Below are 24,953 nucleotides of genomic sequence, written 5' to 3'. Positions count from 1 at the left end.
TTCCCGGCTAGATTGGCACGCTCAGTTGAGCGGCACCGCCGCGTGCCGGTCAGCGGACAGGTACTCCCGAACGGCCCGGGCGGGAATCCGGTAGGACTTGCCGAAACTCACCGCAGGCAGCTTGCCCTCCTGCACCAGGTCGTACACGGTCATCCTCGGCACGTCCATCGCTGCGGCGGCCTCGGCCACCCTCAGGTAGTCGGTGTCCCCGGGGTCTTGTGGCTCAACCATTTCATCCCTCAATCAATGTGCCGTCATCCCCCCGGTTGAACGACTGGTTCGCAGGTTCCCCGTTCCGGGGACCTCATGGATTCCCATGGTAGGCGCGGGTACGGCGGCCCTTCAAGGATTCGCGTTGACTCACTAGTAATGCTCGCGAAATGAGGTGCGTGCCTCATTTAAGAATGCTCGCGAAACTCTGGCCACCAGGGCGGGCAGCAGGCTGTGCTGGGGAGATGAAACAGGGGATATCGATGCACACCCGGCGAGAGCTCGTCAGCGGCTTCGCCGCCGAGTATGCGAAAGGGACCAAGGGACAGAAGGGCGTGATGCTCGACTACCTGTGCGCATCGACCGGCTGGTCAAGGGCCAACGCCCGCCGGCGTCTGGCCACGGAACTGCGTAAGCCCGCACGCGGGATTCCGAAGCCCCTGCCGCGGCGCAGGCCCCGCAAGTACGGGCCGGCGGCCCTCAAGCTCCTGGAACGAATCTGGACGCTTTCCGGAGAGCCCTGCGGGAAATACTTGGCTCCGATCATGGCCGACGAGCTCGAGCGTTTGGAACGCTTCGACGAACTCGGGACAGTGGCGGGACTGCTGACCGACGAGGTCAGGGACGAGCTGCTATCCATGTCGGCCTCCACGATGGATCGGTATCTGAAGCCGTTGCGCGCCGCTCGATACCCCTCGGCACTGTCCTCGACCAAGCCCGGGGCGATGCTGCGTTCGGAGATCCCGGTGCGGTGGTCGGGCACGCCCATGGAGCAGGAACCGGGGTTCTTCGAGATCGACACCGTCGCCCACTGCGGACACAGCCTCAAGGGCGAGTTCCTGTATTCGATCACCCTGACAGATGTGTTCACCGGGTGGACCGTGAACACGTGTGTGAAAAACCGTGCGCACAGCCATGTCGTGGCCGGGGTCGACCTGCTGGTCCGGTCCCTGCCCTACCCGATGCGGGCCCTGGATTTCGACAATGGCGGTGAATTCATCAACACCCAGCTCATCGAGTGGGCGCAGGAACGAAACATTGATCTGACTAGGGCGCGGGCGTATAAGCATAACGACAATGCGCATGTCGAGCAGCGAAATCGGGATTGGGTCCGTCGCCATGCCTTCAGGTTCCGCTACGAGGGTCCGGAGGAGATGGCCCTGCTCAATGAGCTCTGGGCGCTGGTGAACCAGCGCAAGAACCACCTGCTGCCGATGGTCAAGGCCAACGGCTACGGCACCGCACGTTCGGGTCGCAGGAAGCGGACTTATGACCGGCCGCGGACCGCGTACCAGCGCATCATGGATCTGGAGGCCATGGACCCGGAACATGCCAAGGCCCTGGCGGGCATCCACGGGGACCTGAATCCGGCGGCCATCACTCGCCGCATCAATGCCATCCAGAACCATCTCATCAACCGGGCCAAGATGCGCGCGCAGTCCGGGGATGCCCTATTTGGCGAGCAAATTAGTTGAGGCATGCGGGATTATTTCGCGAGCATATTGACATGAGGCAAGGCGGGATTATGCACACCCGCCCGGCGAAGAGGACTCCCTAGGCACCTCCGGCCCGGATTCGACAGCCCAGTCGATGCGTGGCAGTGCGCCGGCCGCGGTGGCGAGGTGGTTCAGGTGGAGCCACACGGCTGTGGAACCCGGGGCGATGGCTTGTGGCTCTCCGTCCACGTCCCCGTGTGGATACACCGTCACAGGAATTGATCCGTGGTTGGTGACGGCGGCCGAAGAGGTCAGCGTGTCCCCGGGGTGGATGCCCGGGACGGGCGGGCCGTAGTTGGCCAGCAGGTCGGCGCGGGAAGCCACCAGCTGCGCGGCGGCCTGGCCCACCTCCTTGCCCGCAGCCCCGTAGCCGGCATCCGCCTGCCCAAGGACCAAATGGGGTTCGGTGAACCTGAAGTGCTGCGGGGCAGCGGGGGTGATGGAGCGGGGCACGACTTCGACCAGGAGTTCCGGGTGGCCGGGCAGCGGGCGGGACCCGTGCATGGGGTCCGCGTCCATCGGGCTGGCGGCGATTGGGTTGAGGGCGGCCGGTGCGGTGAGCGCTGCGAGCGGGATGCGGGCGAAGACGATGTCCTCGTAGGCGCCGCGCTCGTAGAGCACGCCGATGGAGCCGTCGGGCAGTTGTGCGGCGGTGGAGTAGGCCGAGGCACCCGGGCAGAGCACCACGGTTCCGGCCCAAGTGGTTCCGGCATCGGGACTGTGCCGCAGCACGGTGTTGCGGCGCAGGTGCCGGTGCGCGTTGTGGGTCGCCACCAGCCCGCCGCCGGCCAGGGCCAGCAGCGAACCGTTGTCGGAAGGATCGGGCAGTTCCGGGACCGGGACGGGGCGGGTGAAGGTGGCACCGCCGTCCACCGAGCGGGCCGACAGCCGGTGCGGCGTGGCACGCGAATGCAGCAGCACGGTTCCGTCGGGCAGGGCGGCGAGCGAGGATTCGTTGGTGTGGGTGCCATCCGCTGCCGGCTCCAGCGCATCTCCCAGGCTCCAGCTGTGCCCGTGGTCATCGCTGTGGGCCACCGCGGCGGCGATCCGCCCGCGGTCAGTCAGCAGCACCACGCAGGGCTGGAGCAGCCGGCCGGCGAAGGGTCCGTGCCCGATCCGGGTGCCGGCGCCCGAGGCGGCGAAGATGCCGCGGATCCCGGGGCGTTTCAGCTGGCCGGTGATCCGGCGGTGTGTCCAGCTGTGGCCGTCGTCGGTGGAGACGGAGAGGTCAACGTGCTGGGTCTGCGTGGTGCCTTCCAGGGATTCGAAGAAGCCCCATTGGGTGGTAGCGGCATGGAAGCAGAAGATGGTGCCGGTGTCGGGGTCCACCAGCAGGGAGGCGTCCCCGAATCCGTTGAGCCCGGTGCCGGTGCGCAGGATGCGCTGTGGTTCCCAGCTTTCCCCGCCATCGGTGCTGCGGCGCAGCACCAGGTCCGCGGGGGAGGGCAGGTCATCGAGCGTGGGCCGCCCGTCGTAGACCGCCAGCAGGGTCCCGGCCGTGGTCACGACCAGGGCGGGGATGCGGTATTGCCGGTAGCCGCCGGCGCCGCGGGTCGCCAGGACGGTTTGGCCGGTGATCGGCGGGCCGGCGCTCGCAGGGTGGGCGATGAGTGGGTGGGTGCCAAGTGGTGTGTGGTTCATGATTCCAGGGCGTCGAGGAACCAGCCGGTCAGGGTCGCCGGGTGGGTGATGGCGGTGCCGACCACCACCGCGTGCGCGCCGGCATCCAGTGCCGCGCGGGCCTGGGCCGGGGTGTGGATCCTGCCCTCGGCGATGACAGGTACGCCCAGGTCCGCAGCTACTATGTCCTCCAGCAATTCCAGGTCCGGGCCCTGGATCTTGGGACGCTCCCCGGTGTAGCCGGCCAGCGTAGTGCCGATCAAGTCCGCCCCGGCGGCCGCCGCGGCAATGGCGTCCTCCAGCGAGCCGCAGTCGGCCATCACCGTTGCACCGGAGCCCGCGCGGATCCCGGCAATGGTTTCGGCCAGGGTGAGCCCGTCGGGCCGCGGCCGCCGCGTGCCGTCCAGGGCCACCACGTGGGCGCCGGCGGCGGCAACTGCCAGTGCGTGGTGCAGCGTGGGGGTGATGAACACGCCTTCGTGCCCGTCCTTGAACAGGCCGATGACCGGGACCTGCACCGCCGAACGGGTGGCTGAAATATCCGCCAGGCCCTGCACGCGCACCGCCTTGGCCCCGCCGATCACCGCGGAGGCGGCAACCTGGGCCATGGTGCGCGGATCGCGCATGGGTTCGCCGGGGTAGGCCTGGGCGGAAACGATCAGCGCGCCCTTCAGCGCGGCAAGATCGGAAGCTGTCAACAGCACGGGGTTGGCTCCTTGAAAGCGGGAAGATGGGTGGAAGCGGCGGGGGCCAGCAGCAGGGAGGCGGCCCCGGCCAGCGCGGCGTCGGCGCCCAGGGCGGCGGGTTGCGGGACCAAAGAAGACAGCGGGCCGATGAGTTCGGCGGCGAAGGCGGCGCGCAGCGGCGCCCACCAGGAATCCCCGGCATCCGCCAGGCCGCCGGAAACGATGACCGCTGTGGGGTCCAGCGCATTGGCCAGCCCGCCCAGGGCGCGCCCGGCGGCGGTGGCCGCGGTGTCGATGGCAGACAAAGCCAGCAGATCCCCGGCGGCGGCGCGGTCGAATACCGCACGCGCGTCGGGCACCGCCGGGTCTCCGCCGCTGCGCAGGTAGAGCGCGTGCAGCGAAGGCCCGGAGGCGATGGCCTCCAGGTGTCCGGTTCCCCCGCAGGGGCAGCGCAGCCCGGTGGCCTCGACGCTGGGCACATGCCCCAGATGCCCGCCGACCTGCCGGGCGCCAAAGAGCGGAACCCCGTCCAGCAGCAGCGAGCCTCCGATGCCGGTGCCGAAGGCGGCCAGCAACACCGAGGAGGCCCCCGCGGCTGCGCCCAGCCAGCCCTCGCCCAGCGCGTGGGCATGCACGTCGTTGACCGCGTGCACTGCAGAGGGGTGGATCTCCAGCCGGGCACCGAGCCCGGCGCGCAGGTCGGTCCCCGCCCAGCCGGGCAGGTGGTCGGTGGCCGAGAGCACGGTCGCGGTGGCAGGGTCGATGACCCCCGCCGCCCCGATGCCGACCCCGAGGGCCGGGGCACCGGCGGCGGCGGCCGCAGCCAGGAGCGGCGCGGCAAGCTCGGCGATGGCATCGAGCACGGCCTCGGGCCCTGCCGCCGCGGGGGTGGGCAGCGAGGCCCGGGAGGTGATGGTGCCGTCGGCGCCCACCAGGGCGGCGGCGATCTTGGTGCCGCCCAGGTCGATGCCGACGGCGGTGGGAGGGACCGGCGGGGGAAGCGCTGCCATGGACCTAGAGCAGCCCGGCGGTGGACAGGATCTCACCGATGCGCGCTGCCTCGGCGGCGTTCAGCGATTCCATGGGCTGGCTCATGGTGTTGGCGCCGATGACGCCGAGTTGCACCAGGGCGGTCTTGAACGCGCCCAGGCCGCCGGCGCCGGGGGAGACGCGGGAGGCATCCGGGACCTCGACGATGCGGAAGAGCTCGGCCAGGCGGTCCTGTTCCTTGACGGCGGTTTCCCAGTTTCCGGACACCGCGGCGTCGTAGAGCCTGCGGTAGCCGGCGGGGTCCACGTTGGCCAGGCCCGGGACCAGGCCGTCGGCGCCCGAGAGCATCGCGGCATCGCAGATGACCTCGTGCCCGGAGAACATGGCGAAACCGGGCAGCTCGCGGGTGAGCAGGCGCAGCTGGCGGAAGGCGATGTCGTTGCCGGAGGAGTCCTTGACCCCGGCCAGGGTGCCTTCGTGGGCGAGTTCGGCCAGCAGTTCGGGGGCCAGCTTGAAGTGGGTGCGCACCGGGATGTCGTAGGCGAAGACCGGAAGGTCCACCGCCGCGGCCACGGCGCGGAAGTGCCGCTTGACCTCCGCGGCATCGAAGATCGCGTAGTACGGGGTGGTGATGACCACGGCGTCGGCGCCGCCGGCGGCAACCTTCCGGGCCTCCTCGATCACCCGGGCGGTGGTCTGTTCGTTGGCGCCCACCAGCAGGGGCACGCGCCCGGCGGTGGCCGAGGACACGCAAGCCAGCACCTGCGTGCGCTCGGCGTCGGTGAGGTACGGGGTTTCCCCGGAGGAACCCAGCGGGAACAGGCCGTGCATGCCGCCGCCCACCAGGTGCTCGACCACCGCCTCCAGTCCCGGCAGGTCCAGGGCGCCGGCGGAGGTGCGCGGGGTGACGACGGGCGGGATGACGCCGGTGAATGCGGGGGTGGTGCTCATAGTTCCTCCAGGGGAGTTTGGGTGGTTGCCGGGGCCGCGAGCAGGCTCGGGGCGGCTCCCAGCAGGGTTCGGGTGTAGTCGTTGGTGGGGTTGTCGAAGACCTGGGCGGCGGAGCCCTGCTCCACGATTCTTCCGGCGTTCATCACGCAGATGCGGTCAGCGACGTAGCGGACGGTGGAGATGTCGTGGGAGATGAAGACCAGTCCCAGGTTGAGCTTGGCCTTCAGGTCGGTGAGCAGGTTCAGCACCTGCGCGCGGACCGAGACATCCAGCGCGGACGTCGGCTCGTCCGCGATCACCAGTTCGGGATCCAGGGCCAGCGCCCGGGCGATGGCCACGCGCTGGCGCTGCCCGCCGGAGATCTGCGCGGGGGAGACCTCCGCGGCGGAGGCCGGCAGGCCCACCAGTTCCAGCAGCTCGTAGACCTTGGCCGAGCGCGAGGCCCGGGTGCCGATGCCGTGCACCAGCAAAGGGTCGGTGAGGATGTCGTGCACCGTCATCCGCGGGTTCAGCGCGGTGGCCGGATCCTGGAAGATGATGGACACGGCCTTGCCGAATTCCTTGCGGGCGCCCCCGCGGCGGGAGAACGGTGCATCGTGGAAGAGCACCGAGCCGCTGGTCGGTTCGCGCAGGCCCACCAGCACCGAGGCGAGGGTGGATTTCCCGCACCCCGATTCCCCGACGATGCCCACGGTTTCGCCGCGGGCGATGGTGAAGTCGACGCCGTTGACCGCGCGCACGATGGTGGGGTGGAAGAGCTTGCCGCCGCGGGCGCGGTGGTGGACGTGCACATCCCGCAGTTCCAGGACCGGGGCGGCTGACACGCCGGCGCCGCGGGCGCCGGCCAGCGTGGTGGTGCTCATGCGTTGGCTCCTTCGGATGACGTGGCGTCGGAGGTGGCGGTGGAATCGGCGGCAGTGGTGGCCCAGTAGTGGTCGGCGGAACCGACCTGCACCAGCTCCAAGGCGCGGTGCGGATCGGCCGCGGGGTCCAGCGAGCGGGCGGCGAAGCGGTCCCCGGCGGCGAAGTCGCGGGGGCTGGGCACCGATCCGGGGATCTGGTGCAGGCGCTGCGCGCCGGATTCGATGGAGAGCACCGCGCCGAGCAGCCCGCGCGTGTATTCGTGCCTGGGATCGGCCAGCAGCTGCCCGGTGGCGCCGGATTCGACGACCTGCCCGGCATACATGACGGTGGTGCGGTGCGCCAGGGAGGCCACCAGCGCCAGGTCGTGACTGACGAAGACCATGGCGAAGCCGAGTTGTTCGCGCAGCTCGTTGAGCAGGTCGACGACCTGTGCCTGCACCGTGACATCCAGTGCGGTGGTCGGCTCGTCCGCGACCACCAGCTTGGGGGAGCGGGAGAGCGCCATGGCAATGAGCACGCGCTGGCGCTGCCCGCCGGAGAGCTCGTGCGGATAGGAGCGCAGCGTCCTGCGCGGATCCAGCTTGACCAGCTTGAGCAATTCCTCCGGGCTCATCCGCCCGTTGCGCCGGGTCAGCTGTTCCATCTGCTCGCGGATCAGCATCGAGGGGTTCAACGAGGACAGGGCGTCCTGGTAAACCATCGCGATCTGTTCCCCGCGCAGGCCCTTGAAAAGCTTTTCGCGGGTGGTCTCCCGGTTGTCCGGGCCCACGAGTTCGCGGCCCTCGAACTTGATCGATCCGGTGACCGAGGCGTTGGGTGCCAACAGCCCCATGATCGCCAGGGAGGTGATCGACTTGCCGCAACCGGACTCGCCGACCAATCCCATGGTCTCGCCCTCGTTGACGGTGAAGGAGACCCGGTCAACAATGGCGGTGTCGCCGTAGCGGTCGGGGAAGCGGATGGACAAATCGCGCACCTCGAGGATCGGGCGGGCGGCGGTGTCCGGGTGCAGCCGGTCGGATCGTCCCAGTTCGGTGGTGCGCAGGGCCTCGAGCTGGGCGGCCAGCAGCGGCGGGGTCGCCGCATCAGGGGAGGAGGAGAGAGCAGCAATAGCGGCCGCGTGTCCGGACTCGGCGCGCAGCACCGCGGCGGCGGTGTTGTCCTTCTCGGTGATCTTCGCCGGCTTGCGCAGCCGCGGGTTCACCATGGCGTCGGTGAGGCCCTCGGCCAGCACGTTCAGGCACAGCACGGTGAGCAGGATCAGCAGGCCGGCATAGGTGGTGGCCCACCAGGCGCCGTTGAGCACCAGGGTGCGGCCATAGGAGATGACGTTGCCCCAGCTGGGGGCGGGGTCCTGGACGCCGGCGCCCAGGAAGGACAGGGAAGCCTCGAAGATGATGGCATCCGCCACCATCACGGTGGCGAAGACCAGCACCGGGGCCGCGGTGTTGCGCACCACGTGCCGCACCAGGATGTGCAGGCGGGAAGCACCGAGCACTTGTTCGGCGCGGACGTAGTCCTCGCCCCACTGGGCCATGACGTTGGCGCGAACCACGCGGGCCAGCTGCGGGATGTAGATGACGGCAATGGCCACGATGATCACCGGGACGGAGTTGCCCAGGGTTGCCAGCAGGACGGCGGCGAGCGCGATGCCGGGGAAGGCCATGATGACATCCATGATGCGCATGACCGATTCGCTGACCCACTTGGAGGCGGTTGCTGCGATCGCGCCGAGCACCGCACCGATGGCGATGGCCAGGGCCACGGCGCCCAGGCCGATGAGCAGGGAGGAGCGTGCGCCGTAGAGCAGGCGCGAGTAGATGTCCCGGCCCAGCCGGTCGGTGCCAAAGGGGTTGGTGGCACTGGGCGCCTGGGCGGGGATGCCGGTGGCCAGCGGGTCGTGCGGGGCAAGCCAAGGGGCGAAGATCGCGGCGAGGGCAACGATTGCCAGGAAGAGCAGGGCGGCCTTGGAGCCCAAGGGAAGGGCCTTGAAGGCCAGGCCGGGGCGGCTGAGGCGGTCAGCGAGTCCGTACCGCATGGTCATACCGTCCTAATCCGGGGGTTGATAAGCAGGTAAAGCAGGTCCACGGCGATGTTGACCAGGACGAAGGTGATGGCGATGGTCAGGGTGACGCCCTGGACCAGGGAGACATCGTTGTTGGTGATGCCGTTGAGGATGAGCTGGCCCATGCCGGGCAGCGAGAAGATCATTTCAATGACCACCGCACCTCCCAGCAGGTAGCCGATCCGCAGGCCCAGCACGGTGACCGGGGTGATCAGTGCATTGCGCAGGACGTTGCGGCGGATGACCTCAGGGCGCGGGACGCCGTTGCCGATGGCGGTGCGGACGTAGTCCTTGTCCATCTCCTCCACCATGGAGGTGCGCACCACGCGGATCAGCGAGGCGCAGACCGGGATGGCCAGGGCCAGGGCGGGCAGGGCCAGGGAACGGAAGTAGCCGGCGGGGTCCTGACTAAAGGGGACGAAGCCGCCGGAGGGGAAGGTTCCGGTGCCCAGGGCCAGCCACTGGATCAGCAGGATGCCAAGCCAGAAGGAGGGGGTCGCCACCGCTGCGATGGAGAGCACGCGGATGCCTTGGTCCGGCCAGCGGTCGCGGTAGAGGGCGGCGGTGACGCCCAGGAGCAGGGAGAGCACCACGGCGATGGCGACGCCGAAGAAGGTCAGCTGCAGGGTCAGCGGGAAGGCGCCGGCAATGATGTCGGAGATCGGCTGGGCCGGCGGGGTGGTCTTGCCGAAGTCGAGCACCAGCAGGCGGCCCAGGAAGGCGATGTATTGGGCGATGACTGGCTGGTCCAGACCGCGTTCGGTGCGGTAGGCGGCCTTGGCTTCTTCGCTGGCGCCCTCGCCGAGCGCGGTGGTGGCCTGGTCGCCGGGGGAGAACTGCAGGACCAGGAAGACCAGCAGCGTGACGCCCAGGATCATCAGTGGCAGTGCCGCCAGGCGTCGGCCCAGCAGGCGGAGGATATTGCCCACGTCTATGGTGCTCCTCGGTATGGGGGGGGTGGAAAAAAGAAAGCTTGGGAAAGAAATGGCGCGCCGCCCGCCCGCCATGGGGGAGGGGGAGGGCGGCGCGCCAAGTATTTTTAGGCGTGCGCGACGTCCACGAAGGAAAGTCCGGTGGTCGGCAGCGGGCGGAAGCCGGTGAGCGTGTCGGGGTTCCAGGCGGTCGGGAGCATGCGGTGCAGGATCGGGTAGAGCGGTGCCTGTTCGGCGATCAGGTCAATGACCTGGTTCCAGACCTTCTGTGCTGCGACCGGGTCGGCGGCACGGACCGCGTCATCCAGCTGCTTCTGCACCGTGGCGTATTCCTTGGATTCGTGCCAACGGAAGCGGTCCTGCGGCCACACGGTGCCGCGGTACCACCAAGAAAGCAACAGGTCCAGGTCGTTGCCGAAGACCGAGGGATCGCCCGGTGCCGCGACGACGCGGAAGGTGCCCGAGTCGACGTGGTCCGGATACAAGGCACCGGACTGCATGGACTTGAGCGTGACCTTGACGCCGGGAAGCTTGTTCCAGGATTCGATGATCACCGGGGCGGCGTCCTTGACCCAGGAGGTGTCGGTGGTCAGCAGCTCGAAGGAAAGCTCGGTGACCCCTGCCTCCTTGAGCAGGGAAGCTGCCTTGTCCGGGTCATAGGTGTAGACGGTGGAGGCGCGGTGGTAGCCCGGGTGGTTTTCCTGCACGAAGGAACTGGCGGCGGTCGCGTTGCCCAGCAGGGCGCGGTCGATCACGGTCTGGGTGTCCAGGCCGTAGTGCAGCGCCTGGCGGACCAGCTTGTTGTCGAAGGGCTTCTCGGCGCAGTTGAACATCAAGAAGAGCAGGCCGAAGGACTGCACGGACTCGACGGTTGCGTTGGCCTTGAGCCGCTCGATGTCCAGGTAGGGGACGTCCTCGATGGCCTGGACGCGGCCGGATTCGACGGCGGTGACGCGGGCGGCGGCATCCGAGAGCAGGAACCAGGTCATGCCCGGGGCCTTGGCGGCCATGGGGCCGTTGTAGGCCTCGAACTTCTCGAAGACGATCTTGTCGTCCTTGACCGCGGAGATGAGCTTGTAGGGTCCGGTGCCCACCGGGGCGGCGTCGAAGCCGGCCTGGTCGGCGGAGGCCAGCTTCTTGGGCACGATCTTGACGATGGAAATGCGCTCGGCGAAGAGCGGGAAGGGGTACTTCAGGGTGAAGGAGACGGTGTCCTCGCCCTTGGCGGCGACCTTGTCAATGAAGGGAATGAACTGGGCGAAGAGCGAAGCGTTCTTGGCATCCAGCACGCGGTCGAAGGAGTAGACGACGTCTTCGACGGTGACCGGGTCGCCGTTGTGGAAGGTGGCACCGGAGCGCAGCTTGATCTCGTAGCCCAGCTCGCCGACCTTGACGGGTTCGGCGGCGGCCAGGGCCAGGTAGCGTTCGCGGGTGGAGGGGTGCAGCTCGGTCAGGCCCTCGAAGATGTGCAGGTTCGCGGCCATCGGGGTGGCGCCCGAAGAGGTCATCGGGTCGAACCCGGTGGACAGGGCGTAGGACATGCCTGCCTCGATCGGCTTGGTCCCTGCGGCACCTGCCGCCCCGGTGGTCGCGGTGCCGGTGGCGCCGCTGGGTCCGCAGGCCGAGAGGGTCGCGGCAAAGGCGCCGGCAACGCCCATGGCCCCGGCGATCTTGAGGAAATTGCGGCGGGAGCTGGCCATGTTCATTACTTCGTTGTGTTGCTTCATGGTGGGTCACCTCGAGTGGAATGTGAGTGGAGATCGGATGTAGGATGTCCTATGGCTGAAGTACAATGTATGCGAAGTCACATTGAACGTCAACCATGGCCCCGCACCCGGCGGGACCGGCAGGCACCACGCGGCAGATGAAAGGGAATCCCCGATGAGCGCAGCACAGCCAAGCGGCCGGCAGGCACGGGCCAATGCGGCCAACCGGCTGCAGGCCCTGCAGCAGGAAATCATGGAATTGATCCTGGAGCGCGGGCTCGTTCCGGGCGATCCGCTGCCCACCGAGCATGAGCTCGTCGAGGTGCTGGGCGTGGGGCGCAACACCGTGCGCGAATCGCTCAAGGTGCTCCAGGCCCTGGGCATCGTGGATGTGCGGCACGGCTACGGAATGTTCGTGGCCACCAAGCAGCTCGGCGCGCTCGCCGCTACCCTCGAGTTCCACTCGCGGCTCTCGCTGCGCAACGGCGGACACGAGGCAATGGAACTTGTCGAGGTCCGCCAGGCCCTCGAATCCGGTTTGATCGGCGCCGCCATTGACGCGATGACGGCGCCCGCGCTGGAGGCCGTGCGCGCCGCGGTGGAGGACATGGAGGCCAGGGCCGAGGCCGGCCTGCCACTGAGCGAGGCGGACAAGCGTTTCCACCGCGGGCTCTTTGAGCCGCTGGAAAACGGGATGCTCACCAACCTGCTGGGGGTCTTCTGGTCCGCCTATTCCAAGCTGCACGAGCAAATGGACCCGACCGACGACCTGCTCGTCGAGACCGCCCGCAACCACCGGGAAATCTATGAGGCAGTGGCCGCGGGCGACAAGGCGAAAGCGGGAGAACTCATGGCAGGTCACTTTGACGGGATCCGCGGACTGATCCACACCACCGTCGGCGGTGAGTGAGTAGTCCCTCGGGGAAGCGCCGGGATTAGGCCGGGTCCCGTTCTACGGTGGTTTCGTAGCCATAGCGGTCCCCGCGGTACAGGGTCTCGGTGGCCTCGATGGCCCGGCCTTGGTCGGTGAAGCCCACGCGGTCCACCCGCAGGGCGGCGGCACCCACGGGCTGGTCAAGGAGGTGCGCCTCGGCGACCGAGAGGTTGGTTGCCGTGATGCTTTGGCCGGCCCGCATGATGCGCTGGCCGTGTGCGGCCAGCTGCGCATCCAGCGAACCCTCCGGATCGGGGAGTGCCTCGCCGAACAGGCCGGGCACCAGCCGCGCGGTTTCCAGCGCCATGGGTGCACCGTCGGCCAGCCGCAGCCTGCGCAGCAGCAATACCTCGGAACCCTCCTCCATGCCGAGCGCCCGGGCGGTCTCGGCCGGGCACGGCTCGATCCTGCAGTCCAGGGTGCGGGAGGATGCCTTGAATCCGCGCTCGGCCATGTCCTGGCTGAAGCCGGTCAGGCGCGTGCCCTTGCGGATCTGCGAGGGATCAGCGACATAGGTTCCCGACCCCTGCACGTTGTAGACAAGCCCCGCCGCCGCCAGCCTGGCGATGGCCCGCCGCACGGTGTCGCGGCTGACCTGGTAGCTAACCTGCAGCTCCCGTTCGGTCGGCAACGGCGCGCCGATGGAAAGGTCCATGCGGATCTGCTCGGCCAGGACCTTGGCCAAAACCACGTATTTCGGCGATCCGGTCCGAACCAATTCGAGTGAAGTCTCCATATTCCCGAGTATAGAGCGAATCATTTTGATATTGGTACGGACAAATCATTGATTCATGGGTACTCTGGGCAAGGTGGAAATCATCGTGCTCTCAGACCCCGCGGCCGTGGGCCGCCACGCCGCCCGCCTCATCGCCGACACCCTTGCCGGGAAACCCGACCCCGTGCTCGGCGTCGCCACCGGCTCCAGCCCGCTGGCCACCTACGCCGAACTTGCAGCCCTGGTGCACAACGGACTGGATCTTTCCCGCGCCAGTGCCTTTGCCCTGGATGAATATGTGGGACTGGACCCTGCGCATCCCGAGGCCTACCACTCGGTCATCCACCGGACCGTGACCGTCCCCTTGGGGCTTGATCCCGCCCGGGTCCACGTGCCAAACGGCTCGGCCGCGGACCTGCGGGCAGCCTGCGCGGACTATGAAGCGGCCATCGAGGCTGCCGGCGGGATTGACGTACAGCTGCTGGGTATCGGTGCCAACGGGCATATCGGCTTCAACGAGCCCGGCTCCTCGCTGGGCAGCAGCACCCGAGTGAAGACGCTGGCCCCGCGGACCCGGCGCGACAACGCGCGGTTCTTCGGAGGAGAGGCCGAGGCTGTTCCGGTGCATTGCCTGACCCAGGGTATTGGCACCATTCTGCGTGCGCACTCCGTGTTGCTGGTGGCCACCGGGGAATCCAAGGCGGCCGCCGTGGCTGCCATGGCGGAGGGCCCGCTCGGGGCCTGCTGTCCGGCGAGCGCGTTGCAGCTCCACGAACGGGCGACCGTGGTGGTGGACGAGGCCGCAGCCTCGTCGCTGCGGGACCGCGAGTACTACGATTTTGCCCGCGACAACGCGCCCGAAGGTGCCTTCGGCCGCGACTGATCCATTCTCCGAAGCTTGGCATCTGTGGCACGCATCACGTATCCATAGATCGGATGTCCTACCTCTTAGCTCGACCTCACCGACCCTCCCCACGCCGGAAAGGCACTTCCCAAGAGATGACCGCACACCACAAACCCCGACTCTCCCGCGCCGCACGCCCCTTGGCGACAGCCGCCATGATCGCAATGCTGGCCCCTGTCGCACTGGCCGGATCCGCTTCCGCGGCCCTGCCGGTGCCCGGCAACGACCCGTTCGCCGCCCCGGGCAGCTACAGCGAAGAAAACCTCGCCGCCGACCGGACCGGCGAAAACTACTTCTACCGCATCCCCGCCCTCGCCCATCTGGGCAACGGCGTGGTGCTCTCCTCCTGGGGTGCCCGCCCGAACTCCGCTGCCGACGCACCCAACGCGAACAGCATCGTGATGCGCCGCAGCACGGACAACGGCAAGACATTCGGGCCCATGACCACCATCGCGGCCGGACACCTGGGCGATGCCGAAGAACCAAAGTACGGCTACAGCGATCCCAGCTTCGTGGTTGACGAGCAAACAAACACCATCTTTGCCTTCTTTGTCTATTCCAAGGACCAGGGCTTCCATGGAAGCACCTGGGGCAATGACGATGCCGACCGCAATGTCATCAGCGCCGCCGTGGTTTCCTCCACCGACGGCGGTGTGACCTTGAGCGAACCGCGCCTGATCACCGATGTGGCCAAGCCAGGCGCCGACTCGACCCCGGAGCCCGGGGACGTGAAGACCACCTTCGCCACCTCCGGGGCCGGGATCCAGCTGCGCTACGGGCCCCACGCCGGGAGGCTGATCCAGCAATACGCCGGTCTTGTCCTGCAGGAGGACGGGAGCACGCCGATCCAGGCCTACTCGCTCTACTCCGATGACCACGGACAGACCTGGGAGCGCGGGGAGTTCCTTGGCACCGGGATGGATGAAAACAAGGTCGTGGAACTCTCCGACGGACGCGTGATGCTCAACTCCCGCGACTCAAACAACGGCGGCTTCCGCAAGGTGGCCATCTCCACCGACGGCGGACACAGCTACTCACCGGTCGAAACCGACACCGAGCTCGTGGATCCGACCAACAACGCCCATGTGACACGGATGTATCCCGAGGCGGCGGAGGGCAGCCAAGACGCGAAGATGCTGCTCTACACCGGGGCCAACCACCCCACTGAGCGCCGCAACGTCTCGGCCCGGGTCTCCTGCGACGACGGGGAGACCTGGCCGGGGCTGCGCACCATTCGTTCGGGATTCTCCGCCTACTCGGTGGCCACCGCGCTGGATGATGGTATGTACGGGGTCTTCTATGAGGGCAGCTACACCAACGACCTTCCCCTTGCCACCTTTGACCGAGACTGGTTGAACGTGGCCTGCGCCCCGCTGGCAGCCGAGGCCCTGGCACTGGATGCGGGGGCCAGCGCCGAGGCGAGCCTGGTCATCAGCAACCAGGAAGACACAGCGCTGTCCGGAACGCTGACGCTGACCGGACCGGCGGGGTGGAGCGCCGGCACCGCCGAGCTCTCCGCACTGGCGGCCGGGGCCAAGACCACGCTCACGTTGCCGGTCACGGCACCAAGCACCGCCAACGGGGCAGTGAAGCTGCAGGCACGGTTCACTGCCGCCGACGGACGCACCTCGCACAGCACCGTGACCGCCCAAGTAAAGGGACAATCAATCATCTCGCTCGAGGTGTCGGGCAAGCGCTCCGACGCCGGCCGCGACCTCGCCGCGATGCCCTACTCGGCGGGGGAGAAGTTGCCATACGCCTTCCACGTGGCAAACACCGGAAACACCACTGCGTGGGTGGTCCCGACAGCTGGCAACTTCGCCCCGCTGGTCGCCGCACCGGTGGGCCAGCCCAGCCCGGCGGGCAATTGCCGCTACTCCTCACTTGCGGCAGGTGCATCCTATGACTGCACCACTCCCCGCCACACCGTGACCGAAGCCGAAGTCGCCGACGGCTTCTTCAAGCCTTCCAGCACCTGGACCACCGGCAGGATCCCTGACTACGCCACAGTGGTGAAGGAATATTCCATTGACGGAGGCGAGGTCGACCTGGTCGTTCGCGCGCCGGGCCTCTCGGCCATTGCCGCGGCCGGCACCTTCACCGACGTGGACGGAAACGGACATGCCTCCGCCGGGGACACCGTTAAGCACGCGGTGGACCTGGGCAACACGGGCAACGTCCGGCTCACCGGGATCCACGCCGGAGATCAGGCGCTCGCCGGGGAACTCACTCCCGGAGCCGCCCTGGAAACCGAGATCGTCCACGAACTGACGGCCGAAGAGGCAGCCGCCGGCGAACTGGCCGGGCGCACCATGGAATTCGAAGCAGCCAACGGCTCCAAGCGGGCGGTTGCGCAGCTCGAACTTTCGGCCGTCCAGCTGCCGCGGGACCCCGCGGCCTGGGAGCCAAACGACGCTGAAACGCAGGCCCCGGCAGGCAGCCGGCTTTCATTCGTGCCGGAGGCGGGGGCCGCGCGCTGGGACGGAAACTACTCCGTAGCCCTGGACCTTGCCCGGGGGACCAATGCAAGTGTCTTCCATCTCTTTGAAGACGGGAAGCTGATCCACGGCCAGCAGCTTGAGGTCAACAGCCCGCAGTCGCAGCGCGCCGTGGTCCAGCTGCGCGGCCGCGCCGACGGAACCCGCGTCTACACCGCGGAACTGGAAAACGCCGCGGGCATCGCAAAATCCCTTCCGTTGCGGGTCACCGTGGATTCCGGGAGGGCCGAGTAACCCCCGCCTGCAAGGGACTGAACCGCACGTGACGGGGGTCCGCGGCCACCGGGTCGCGGACCCCCGTCACGCGGTCTTACAGCAACAACCAACTGCCCTCACCTCGCCGGTGCTTCGTGGAATTCAAATGAAAGCTGAGTAGTGAAATAACGGGGAATGAACCGGGACAGGGTTATGATGAGTCGCGATGGCAAGGTTATTTGGGACCGACGGTGTCCGCGGAAAAGCAAACGAACTTCTGACCCCAGAACTGGCAATGGCGATTTCACAAGCCGCCGCCATGGTGCTGGGGCACGAACAAATACATGACGGGCGACGTCCCGTGGCGGTGGTGGCCAAGGATCCCCGGATCAGCGGCGACTTCCTCTCGGCTGCGATCGAGGCTGGCCTTGCGGCCACCGGCGTCGATGTGCACGATGCGGGGACCCTGCCCACTCCGGCGGCGGCCTACCTGGTAGCGGACCTTGATGCCGACTTCGGCGTCATGATCTCCGCCTCGCACAACGCTGCCCCGGACAACGGAATCAAGTTCCTGGCCCGCGGCGGCAAGAAGCTCGACGACGCCCTCGAGGACGCCATCGAGGCGGCCATGGAGAAGCCCAAGTACCGCCCGGTCGGTGCCGACGTGGGGCGCATTTCACGCTTCGCCGATGCCGAGGACCGCTACGTCATGCACCTGTTGCAGACGCTGCCCAACCGCCTGGACGGGCTCAAGATCGTCCTTGACTGTGCCCACGGAGCGGCCAGCGGATGCTCGCCGGAGGTCTTCAACGCCGCCGGTGCCGAGGTCCTGGTCATCGGTGCGGAGCCGGACGGCATCAACATCAACGACGGCTACGGCTCAACCCACCTCGAACGCCTGCAGGCGGCAGTGCTGGACAACGGCGCGGACCTGGGCATCGCCCACGACGGCGACGCCGACCGCTGCCTGGCCGTTGACCATGAGGGAACCGTCGTGGACGGGGACCAGATCATGGCCATCATGGCCACCGCATTGAAGGACCGCGGGGAACTCAAGGACAACACCCTGGTCGCCACCGTGATGAGCAACCTCGGGTTGAAGATCGCGATGCGCGAAGCCGGCATCACCATCAAGGAAACCGGTGTGGGGGACCGCTACGTGCTCGAGGGCATGCGCGAGGGCGGCTACAACCTGGGCGGCGAACAGTCCGGCCACGTGATCTTCGCAGACCACGCCACCACCGGGGACGGGGTGCTGACCGGCCTGCACATCGCTGCGCGCGTCAACTCCACCGGCAAGACCCTGAAGGAACTCGCCGCCGCCATGACGGTATTGCCGCAGGTGCTGATCAACGTCAAGGGCGTGGACAAGCATGCCGCTCCCGCGAACAAGATGCTGATCGCCGCGATCGTCGCCGCAGAGGCCGAGTTGGGCCACAACGGCCGGGTGCTGTTGCGCCCTTCGGGTACCGAGCCGGTGGTTCGCGTGATGGTGGAAGCCACCTCGCAGGACATGGCGCAATCCCTGGCCACTTCGCTGGCCGCAGTCGTTTCACGCGAACTGGCACTATAGATTCTCCTTGCAACATTGAGACCGTGGCCGAGTGTTCCGGCACCAACGGTGTCAGGCGCTCGGCCACACGCATTTGAGGTGTGCAGCACTCAGCTGCAGCCGTGACTGTCGAAAGGGTGTGCCAGAGGCATGAGCATGAAGATATCGGTGATTGGCACAGGATACCTAGGCGCGACACACGCGGCCTGCATGGCCGAGCTTGGCTTTGAGGTGATCGGCGTGGATGTCGATCCGGCCAAGATCGAGGCGTTGTCAGAAGGCAAGCTGCCCTTCCACGAACCTGGCCTGGGAGAGCTGCTGCGCAAGCACGTGGCCTCCGGCAGGCTGCGCTTCACCACCGACTACGAAGAAGTGGCCTCCTGGGCCGATGTGCATTTCATCGGAGTCGGCACCCCGCAGCGCGCCGATGGCCACGGGGCGGACATGCGGTTCGTCGATGCCTCGGTGGCGGAACTTGCCACGCGCATTCGCGGCACCGCGCTGATCGTGGGCAAGTCCACGGTTCCGGTGGGCACCGCACGCCGCCTGCGCGGGCTCATTGCCGCCAACGCCCATACGGATGCGCAGATCTCCCTGGCCTGGAACCCCGAGTTCCTGCGCGAGGGCTTCGCCGTGGCAGACACCATGTCACCTGACCGGCTGGTACTGGGAGTCGAGGACGCAACCTCCGAGGCCATCCTGCGCCGGGTCTATGCCCAGGCGCTGGAGGCAGACACCCCGCTGATCGTCACCGACTTCGAGACCGCGGAACTGGTCAAGGTGGCCGCCAACGCGTTCCTGGCCACCAAGATTTCCTTTATCAATTCCTTTGCCGAGGTCACCGAGACCATCGGCGGGGACATCACGGTGCTGGCCGATGCGCTCGGCCATGACGCAAGGATCGGGCGAAAGTTCCTCAACGCCGGCGTGGGCTTCGGTGGAGGTTGCCTGCCTAAGGACATCAGGGCGCTGCAGGCCCGCACGAGCGAGCTGGGACTGACCCACACCATGGGTTTCCTCGCCGAGGTCGACGAGATCAACCTGCGCCGCCGCGAACGCGTGGTCCGCCTGGCCCAGACGATGCTCAACGACAAACTGGTGGGTGCCCGCATCGCGGTTCTTGGAGTCACCTTCAAGCCCGACTCCGACGACGTGCGCGATTCCCCGGCGCTGGATATTGCCGTCCGGCTGTTCAACGCCGGTGCTGACGTTTTGGTTTATGACCCCAAGGGCAACAAGAACGCGGCCGAGCGCTTCCCGCGGCTGCAGTATGCCGACGACCTGCCCGAGGCAGTGAAGGATGCAGACCTGGTGCTGCTGCTCACCGAGTGGGCCGAATTCAAGGCACTTGTCCCGGCGGACCTCGAGGAATTGGTCGCCACGAAGCGCATTATCGACGGACGCAACGTGCTTGACCGTGCGCCGTGGCGGGACGCCGGATGGGAAATCGTGCGGATGGGCCAACATTATGCGCCGCTCGATGGAGAACTCTAAACAGCCGAGACGGTAGCAGACCTTTGGCGGCGAGTATCGGCGGCGTCAGTGAATCCCTCGCCGAGCGGGAGGCCTGGGCCGAATCCAGGCAGGTTTCGATGCTGCGGGCCCCGACGATTTGTGGCCACATGCAGAATTGATTTGCATGTGGCCACAGTGTCGATCCGGTTCCGGGCAGTGTCCGGAGAGACCGGGGCATGTATTGAAATCACGAGGAGATTTGGTCAAGTCCGTCGGACTCGATTCCTAGTAACGTTGCTAAGTGAATATGATGACTGCACCTACGCCGCACGCTAAAGCGGCGAGAAGAGCCAGTCCAACATTTTGCCAGACGTAGGGCACTCGCGGTCCCTGCCGATAAAAGCGGTCGTAACTGCGTTTGCGTGTTCTTCGTCCCAAGATTTTCTCCCCAAGTGTGGCGCGTCCCCCCACGAGCGCGATCAGAATTGATACTACCAGTTGACGGCGATTCCACCATTCATGTGACCAATTAGGTGTTGCCGATCCATAAGGGTTGCCATCGCGTCAACGCGCTCTCCACCTCTTCCCTCTTCACGTTTAAGTGTCGTAAGGTGACTCCATAGAAGCGGTCCGAAGTAAATTGGGGAATTTATTCTGGACCGCACAGGGATCACTTTTGGGGAAGTGGGTGGGTGCCCTATGTTGTGGCATCGAGGAAACAAAGCGCATTCAGGTCAGTTGGAACCGCAGGTCCCAGTTCCTGCTAGTACGGTACGTCGCGCGATTCTGACAGCTCCGTTCATCGCAGCTTTTGTTGCTGCTGGCGCACCGCCAGCGGCAGGAACCACCGTGGGTGATGTGGGGGATGTTCTAATTGGCCCGACAACAGACGCCAGCACAGCGGCTTTTCTCGCGGACCCGAACTCTCTATCCCGAACCGCGCTTTCCGCCGCATTGGCCGGGTCGATGCTTGGGGGGCCTACTAAAATCAATTCGACGCAGGGACTCTACGCCCGCAATTCGACGCATGGCCGTGCTCTATCCGCCGACCCTGAAGTCGCGGGTAGAATCTGGGGTGCTACGTCGGGTGGTTTGTCCCACTGGCAAGCGGCCAAGGGTGCCCGAACTAACACCGTAAACCCAACGACGCAATCGCTGGTGCAAATGGAATGGACGGCGACCCACGTCTATCTCGTGTCCTCGGGGAACGCTGACCGCTTGGGGCAAGTGTGGCGTTCGCCCAAGCCGGCCGTACCGGCAGCTCCTGTTTTTGAGTGGACCAAGATTTTCGATCTCACCGGAGGAATCACAACACCATCCGGGGAAATGGACGGTGGAGTCAACTCATATTTCCGAGAACAATCTTTCGCGCTTGGCCCGGACGGTTCCGCTTGCGTCCTCGAATACGGCGCGACAATTAAAGGCGGCCCATCGGTCTATTACTCACCCAACGCCGCATCCGCGTCGCCATTGTGGACTAAGCGACAGACGTTCACAGACTCCAAGCACGGCCACGGCATCAAGTACATCAACGACGGCTATTGGGCCATGCTTGGTGACGCCGGGTTTACCAACGTTGGTCTGTGGAAAGGTGGGCAGAACGGGGCAGGGTGGCAACGCCGCAGCGTGTATGAACCAGCGCAGGGCGGAAATTCACTTTACGGTATCAATTTACTTCCCTGCACGATCAACGGGGCCCAAGTCATTCTGACCGACAATGACACTAAACGCGGTCACTCCATTCTCATGTTCCCCACACAAGGCGCAGGAAACTTCCCCCTAATTCCGTTTGTCAACGCACCACTGCCATACGGGGTGGGAACGGTGCGTTCGCTCGCATTCACGTCGGAGGGAAACCTATTTTGGGTGCAGACAGGGGAGGGCGGTTCAGCTGGCCCATACGACTCCATGTGGCTGTGTCCCCCACCGTTCCGTGAACCGGTGATGCTTGAAGCAATCCCTGCCAATAACTCGCTAAGCACCCTCGGACTGGTTGTGGAAAGCGGAGACTACCTCTTTGTAGGAAATCAGCGCATCCGCAAGGAGAAGTTCCTCGGCCAGTAACTCATCAAATTGCCGAAGGTAGTACATTCAGCGAGCGTCCGGATTGATGAATATTGATGACATAAGTGGTTCTATCACTCGACCGTAAAGGAACACTATGGGTGGATGCGTTCGTCTCAGTTCTGGGCACTGTAAAAGTCCGTGGCACTTCTCGGCTACGATAAGTAGTCGAAAATTTATCTTATCGTGCCCAAACCGATTTTGAAGGACAATTCCTAACCTCCTACGAGTGATGAATACTCACGAAACACTCCGCATTGAAGTGGCAGAGCACCAAGCTTCCTCAGCTCGACATTCGAACGATCGAACCATCCAAGAACGTCAGGTCCCGGCCAGCACGCGGGAGTTCCTGCAGGAGGTCAACGGCGCTGACGGTGCCTTCATGTGCCGCGAGGGCGCCCGCGTGCGCGTGGATCAGTGCACCGGCAGCAGCAAGGTCCGTCAGGCGATGGCCAAGGGCCACTACGTCCTTGTTCGTGGGCGTGGCCGGGAGGTTGGCTGCGGCCAAGACCGTGCCCAGGATGCCGGTCAACACGTCGCCGCTGCCGGCAGTCGCAAGGTCAGGCGTGGATGCGTGCACAATCAGCGTGTAGCCGTCCGGAGCCGTGCAGATCGTGGACGGTCCCTTAAGCAGGACGACACTGTCGTAGGCAACGGCGGCCCAGCGGGCCCAGCGGATCGGGTCGGCGGCGATGTCCCGGGAACTGACGCGGACACCTGCTTTTGCCAACAGGGCGTGGAGTTCCCCGGCATGCGGGGTGAGGATGCGCAACTGGTGGTGCTCGCCCGGCTCCAGCATGGAAAATGCGCCGGCATCAATGACGCAGGGCGTGTTCGCCGCCAGTATTTGCGCCAGGTGCTTGCGGGTGTCTTCGTTGTCGTCCAATCCCGGGCCGATGGCCCAGGCGCCAATGCGCGCTGCACCCTCGCGTTCATTTCGGCGGTTGCGTGCAAGCAGCGCCGTGAGTTCGGGGGTAGCCAGGGGAACAGACTCCGGTACCTGGGTAGTCAAGGCGGTTGCCACGGCATCCGGGACAAGGGTGCGCAGCAGTCCCAGTCCGCCTGCCACCGCGGCACGAGCCGTGAGCACCGCGGCACCTGGGTACTTCGCGGAGCCGGCCAGCAGCCCCAGCACCCCGCGTTGGTATTTGTGGCGCCCGGCGGCGCTCCAGTCTTCCTCACGACCCAGCAACAGCTCCAGGTCGTCTCCCTGCACCACCCAAGCCTCGGGCTCCGGCAATGCCGCGCCGAGTCCCAAATCCGTGACGCAAATGCTTCCCGAGACCAGATGGCCCGAGCCGACAGCGAGCCCCGTCTTCAGCGCGCCGAAGCTCACCGTGCGATCCGCCGGGATAACGCTATCGATCGCAGCCCCGGTGTCGGAATCGACCCCGCTGGGCAAATCGCAAGCCAGTACCGGAATGTCCCGGGGGATGGCTGGCAATTGCAGACCGGGACGCGCGCCGGTGCCGTAGCCGGCATCGATCAACAGGTCGCAATCCTCGAGCAGTTCGTCCAGGTCCGCCACGGCGGCCGTGCGCCCGCCCGCACGCGACAGGGCGGCCAAACCCTCTTGGTGGGCCTTGGCGCCCAAGAGCACCGCGGTGGTATGGACCCCGCGCTTGGCCAACGATGCCAAGGCGAAGAGTCCGTCCCCGCCGTTGTTCCCCGGTCCGACCAGCGCCACGGCGCGTGATCCGTAAAGCCGCCCGGTATCTTCCTTGAGCATCACCACTGCCTGGTGGGCCAACGCGTCGGCGGCACGGCGCATCAATGTCAGGTCGTTGGCATCGCGCAGTAGCTTGGCTTCGGCATCTCGAACGTGGGTACCTGCGTAGACGGGGATCATTAGTTCAGAATACCCAACTCCGGAGGGGAATTGCCGCAGAATCGATGCGGCGGCGCAATGGCCCGCCCGAACATGTCGCCCGCGTGGGCAATAGCCGGGGGACCGGGCTAACGTTCGGCGACCACCATGGCCGTGGCAAGGTCGCCGTCGTGGCTCATGGACAGGTGCCAGTGCACCACGCCCTTTCGCTCGGCTGCCTCGGCGACGGAACCGTCAAGCACCACATAGGGGTCGCCCGCGCTGTCCTTTTCAATCCAGCAATGCTGCCAGTTCATGCCCGCCGGGGCTCCGAGTGCTTTGGCAATGGCTTCCTTCGCGGCAAAGCGAGCGGCCAGCGACCGAACGTGTAGCTCGCGTTCTGCAGGCACGAAGAGACGCTCGCGCAGGGCAGGGGTTCGCGCCAACTGCGCCTTGAAGCGCGAGACCTCAACAACGTCAACACCAATTCCCACGATCATGCCTTCGAGTTTATCTGGCGCGGCACCCAGTCCATGCCACGTATCCGCTCCCCGCCGGGGTCATGGCATGTGCACCCTGTTCCAGAGAGAGGGGAAGTCGTAGGCTTCAAGGCACCGTGGGCAAGGCGCAGACGGAACCGAGGAGTCTGGCAATGACAACAGAAGATCGCGCAAGTGACGTGGAACCGGCCGCAGTGACCCTGCTGCGGGACGGTTTCGGCCGGGTTCGGGAAGGTATCGAGCGGCTTCTGGATGAAGCGGAACCACGGATGCTGCGCTTTAGGGCGAGCAGCCACTCGAATTCGATGGCTTGGCTTCTCTGGCACCTGACCCGGATCCAGGACGACCACTTCACGCACCTGGCCAGGGCACTGGATGATGGATCTGCGCCGGAGCAATGCTGGATTTCCCGGGGGTGGGTGTCGCGTTTCAACTTGCCCTATGCCCAGCTGGATACCGGATTTGGGCACAGCAGTGACCAGGTCGCTGACTTTGGGATGTATGACGGCGAGTACCTGCTCGGTTACCACCGGGACGTGCATGGACAAGCCATGGGTATCTTGGCCGCTTTGCGCGAGCCTGACCTGTCAGCCGTTATTGACAGGCGTTGGAATCCGCCGGTCACGGCGGGCGTCAGGCTCATCAGCGTCCTCAATGAAACCGCCTCGCATCTGGGGCAGGCCGAATTCCTCAAGGGCATCTACGCCGACCAAACCGGCTGAGGCAGCATTCATTGCTTAAAACACCAGCGGTGCCGGTGATTCCCCCTTCAGGGAAGCTCCGGCACCGCTGGGTGTGTGAAACCTAAA

The 24,953-nt window shown here is 66.2% G+C and carries 20 protein-coding genes; 8 read left to right on the top strand and 12 right to left on the bottom strand.

All coding sequences use genetic code 11. The features are described from left to right. Window positions 1-21: 21 nt before the first annotated feature. Window positions 22-231, bottom strand: a complete 210-nt coding sequence (locus ABD687_RS06870) for a helix-turn-helix domain-containing protein (RefSeq protein ID WP_310292473.1) — start codon at window positions 229-231, stop codon at window positions 22-24. A gap of 242 nt (window positions 232-473) precedes the next feature. Here ABD687_RS06870 and ABD687_RS06865 point away from each other — a divergent pair, with 242 nt between their 5' ends. Further along, on the top strand, window positions 474-1,685 hold the full coding sequence (locus ABD687_RS06865; protein ID WP_007273073.1) for an integrase catalytic domain-containing protein: 1,212 nt from the start codon (window positions 474-476) through the stop codon (window positions 1,683-1,685). 48 nt (window positions 1,686-1,733) lie between these two features. Here the strand turns inward: ABD687_RS06865 and ABD687_RS06860 are convergent, their stop codons facing one another. The 8 genes from ABD687_RS06860 to ABD687_RS06825 form a co-directional block, all read right to left on the bottom strand. Continuing rightward, complete coding sequence (locus ABD687_RS06860; RefSeq protein WP_310292475.1) at window positions 1,734-3,347, bottom strand: sialidase family protein; 1,614 nt, start codon at window positions 3,345-3,347, stop codon at window positions 1,734-1,736. After that, window positions 3,344-4,027, bottom strand: a complete 684-nt coding sequence (locus ABD687_RS06855) for an N-acetylmannosamine-6-phosphate 2-epimerase (protein ID WP_377700366.1) — start codon at window positions 4,025-4,027, stop codon at window positions 3,344-3,346. The genes ABD687_RS06860 and ABD687_RS06855 overlap by 4 nt, the downstream gene beginning before the upstream one ends. Then, complete coding sequence (locus ABD687_RS06850) at window positions 4,021-5,022, bottom strand: ROK family protein (RefSeq protein WP_310292481.1); 1,002 nt, start codon at window positions 5,020-5,022, stop codon at window positions 4,021-4,023. Before ABD687_RS06850 ends, ABD687_RS06855 begins: the two co-directional genes overlap by 7 nt. Window positions 5,023-5,026: 4 nt before the next feature. Beyond that, entirely contained in the window at window positions 5,027-5,953 is a 927-nt protein-coding gene (locus tag ABD687_RS06845) for a dihydrodipicolinate synthase family protein (protein WP_310292483.1), read from the bottom strand. Beyond that, window positions 5,950-6,816 carry an ABC transporter ATP-binding protein gene (locus ABD687_RS06840; protein ID WP_310292485.1) on the bottom strand — a complete coding sequence of 289 codons (867 nt, stop codon included), beginning with the start codon at window positions 6,814-6,816 and terminating at the stop codon, window positions 5,950-5,952. The genes ABD687_RS06845 and ABD687_RS06840 overlap by 4 nt, the downstream gene beginning before the upstream one ends. Then, entirely contained in the window at window positions 6,813-8,855 is a 2,043-nt protein-coding gene (locus tag ABD687_RS06835; protein ID WP_310292488.1) for a dipeptide/oligopeptide/nickel ABC transporter permease/ATP-binding protein, read from the bottom strand. The genes ABD687_RS06840 and ABD687_RS06835 overlap by 4 nt, the downstream gene beginning before the upstream one ends. A 2-nt stretch (window positions 8,856-8,857) precedes the next feature. Further along, a complete protein-coding gene (locus ABD687_RS06830; RefSeq protein ID WP_310292491.1) occupies window positions 8,858-9,811 on the bottom strand; it encodes an ABC transporter permease in 954 nt (317 codons plus the stop codon). Between the two features lie 110 nt (window positions 9,812-9,921). Beyond that, entirely contained in the window at window positions 9,922-11,541 is a 1,620-nt protein-coding gene (locus ABD687_RS06825; RefSeq protein ID WP_310292494.1) for an ABC transporter substrate-binding protein, read from the bottom strand. Between the two features lie 154 nt (window positions 11,542-11,695). Between ABD687_RS06825 and ABD687_RS06820 the strand changes: the two genes are divergently transcribed. Then, window positions 11,696-12,430 carry a FadR/GntR family transcriptional regulator gene (locus tag ABD687_RS06820; RefSeq protein ID WP_310292496.1) on the top strand — a complete coding sequence of 245 codons (735 nt, stop codon included), beginning with the start codon at window positions 11,696-11,698 and terminating at the stop codon, window positions 12,428-12,430. Between the two features lie 25 nt (window positions 12,431-12,455). Here the strand turns inward: ABD687_RS06820 and ABD687_RS06815 are convergent, their stop codons facing one another. Beyond that, the gene (locus ABD687_RS06815) at window positions 12,456-13,190 is read right to left on the bottom strand and encodes a GntR family transcriptional regulator (protein ID WP_310292498.1); all 735 of its coding nucleotides are present in this window, start codon (window positions 13,188-13,190) and stop codon (window positions 12,456-12,458) included. A gap of 55 nt (window positions 13,191-13,245) precedes the next feature. Here ABD687_RS06815 and nagB point away from each other — a divergent pair, with 55 nt between their 5' ends. The 5 genes from nagB to ABD687_RS06790 all read left to right on the top strand — a co-directional run bounded on the left by nagB (window position 13,246) and on the right by ABD687_RS06790 (window position 21,837). Then, on the top strand, window positions 13,246-14,052 hold the full coding sequence (gene nagB, locus ABD687_RS06810) for a glucosamine-6-phosphate deaminase (RefSeq protein WP_310292501.1): 807 nt from the start codon (window positions 13,246-13,248) through the stop codon (window positions 14,050-14,052). 116 nt (window positions 14,053-14,168) lie between these two features. Continuing rightward, window positions 14,169-16,805 (top strand): exo-alpha-sialidase, encoded by a 2,637-nt coding sequence (locus tag ABD687_RS06805; protein ID WP_310292503.1) that lies wholly within the window; start codon window positions 14,169-14,171, stop codon window positions 16,803-16,805. 187 nt (window positions 16,806-16,992) lie between these two features. Next, entirely contained in the window at window positions 16,993-18,339 is a 1,347-nt protein-coding gene (glmM, locus tag ABD687_RS06800; RefSeq protein WP_310292506.1) for a phosphoglucosamine mutase, read from the top strand. Between the two features lie 129 nt (window positions 18,340-18,468). Continuing rightward, window positions 18,469-19,812 carry a UDP-glucose dehydrogenase family protein gene (locus ABD687_RS06795; RefSeq protein ID WP_310292509.1) on the top strand — a complete coding sequence of 448 codons (1,344 nt, stop codon included), beginning with the start codon at window positions 18,469-18,471 and terminating at the stop codon, window positions 19,810-19,812. 810 nt (window positions 19,813-20,622) lie between these two features. After that, on the top strand, window positions 20,623-21,837 hold the full coding sequence (locus ABD687_RS06790) for a hypothetical protein (protein WP_310292512.1): 1,215 nt from the start codon (window positions 20,623-20,625) through the stop codon (window positions 21,835-21,837). Between the two features lie 283 nt (window positions 21,838-22,120). Here ABD687_RS06790 and ABD687_RS06785 read toward each other — a convergent pair whose 3' ends face one another. Beyond that, the gene (locus tag ABD687_RS06785; protein ID WP_310292515.1) at window positions 22,121-23,686 is read right to left on the bottom strand and encodes an NAD(P)H-hydrate dehydratase; all 1,566 of its coding nucleotides are present in this window, start codon (window positions 23,684-23,686) and stop codon (window positions 22,121-22,123) included. A 107-nt stretch (window positions 23,687-23,793) separates the two neighbouring features. Next, window positions 23,794-24,144, bottom strand: a complete 351-nt coding sequence (locus ABD687_RS06780) for a holo-ACP synthase (RefSeq protein ID WP_302265264.1) — start codon at window positions 24,142-24,144, stop codon at window positions 23,794-23,796. 116 nt (window positions 24,145-24,260) lie between these two features. On the opposite strand from ABD687_RS06780, the gene ABD687_RS06775 reads away from it, so the two are divergent. Continuing rightward, entirely contained in the window at window positions 24,261-24,866 is a 606-nt protein-coding gene (locus tag ABD687_RS06775; protein ID WP_310292518.1) for a mycothiol transferase, read from the top strand. Window positions 24,867-24,953: the final 87 nt, after the last annotated feature.

This window comes from Paeniglutamicibacter sulfureus (assembly GCF_039535115.1).
GTDB lineage: Bacteria > Actinomycetota > Actinomycetes > Actinomycetales > Micrococcaceae > Paeniglutamicibacter > Paeniglutamicibacter sulfureus.
The sequence above is the reverse complement of the archived record's forward strand: the minus strand, read 5'-3'. Positions and strand labels throughout refer to the sequence as shown.

Coding starts and splice junctions, on each gene's coding strand:
- ABD687_RS06825 (WP_310292494.1), bottom strand. CDS start 11,541: ATGAAGCAACACAACGAAGTAATGAACATGGCCAGCTCCCGCCGCAAT.
- glmM (WP_310292506.1), top strand. CDS start 16,993: ATGGCAAGGTTATTTGGGACCGACGGTGTCCGCGGAAAAGCAAACGAA.
- ABD687_RS06850 (WP_310292481.1), bottom strand. CDS start 5,022: ATGGCAGCGCTTCCCCCGCCGGTCCCTCCCACCGCCGTCGGCATCGAC.
- ABD687_RS06795 (WP_310292509.1), top strand. CDS start 18,469: ATGAGCATGAAGATATCGGTGATTGGCACAGGATACCTAGGCGCGACA.
- ABD687_RS06820 (WP_310292496.1), top strand. CDS start 11,696: ATGAGCGCAGCACAGCCAAGCGGCCGGCAGGCACGGGCCAATGCGGCC.
- nagB (WP_310292501.1), top strand. CDS start 13,246: ATGGGTACTCTGGGCAAGGTGGAAATCATCGTGCTCTCAGACCCCGCG.
- ABD687_RS06840 (WP_310292485.1), bottom strand. CDS start 6,816: ATGAGCACCACCACGCTGGCCGGCGCCCGCGGCGCCGGCGTGTCAGCC.
- ABD687_RS06805 (WP_310292503.1), top strand. CDS start 14,169: ATGACCGCACACCACAAACCCCGACTCTCCCGCGCCGCACGCCCCTTG.
- ABD687_RS06870 (WP_310292473.1), bottom strand. CDS start 231: ATGGTTGAGCCACAAGACCCCGGGGACACCGACTACCTGAGGGTGGCC.
- ABD687_RS06780 (WP_302265264.1), bottom strand. CDS start 24,144: ATGATCGTGGGAATTGGTGTTGACGTTGTTGAGGTCTCGCGCTTCAAG.
- ABD687_RS06865 (WP_007273073.1), top strand. CDS start 474: ATGCACACCCGGCGAGAGCTCGTCAGCGGCTTCGCCGCCGAGTATGCG.
- ABD687_RS06815 (WP_310292498.1), bottom strand. CDS start 13,190: ATGGAGACTTCACTCGAATTGGTTCGGACCGGATCGCCGAAATACGTG.
- ABD687_RS06785 (WP_310292515.1), bottom strand. CDS start 23,686: ATGATCCCCGTCTACGCAGGTACCCACGTTCGAGATGCCGAAGCCAAG.
- ABD687_RS06835 (WP_310292488.1), bottom strand. CDS start 8,855: ATGCGGTACGGACTCGCTGACCGCCTCAGCCGCCCCGGCCTGGCCTTC.
- ABD687_RS06845 (WP_310292483.1), bottom strand. CDS start 5,953: ATGAGCACCACCCCCGCATTCACCGGCGTCATCCCGCCCGTCGTCACC.
- ABD687_RS06860 (WP_310292475.1), bottom strand. CDS start 3,347: ATGAACCACACACCACTTGGCACCCACCCACTCATCGCCCACCCTGCG.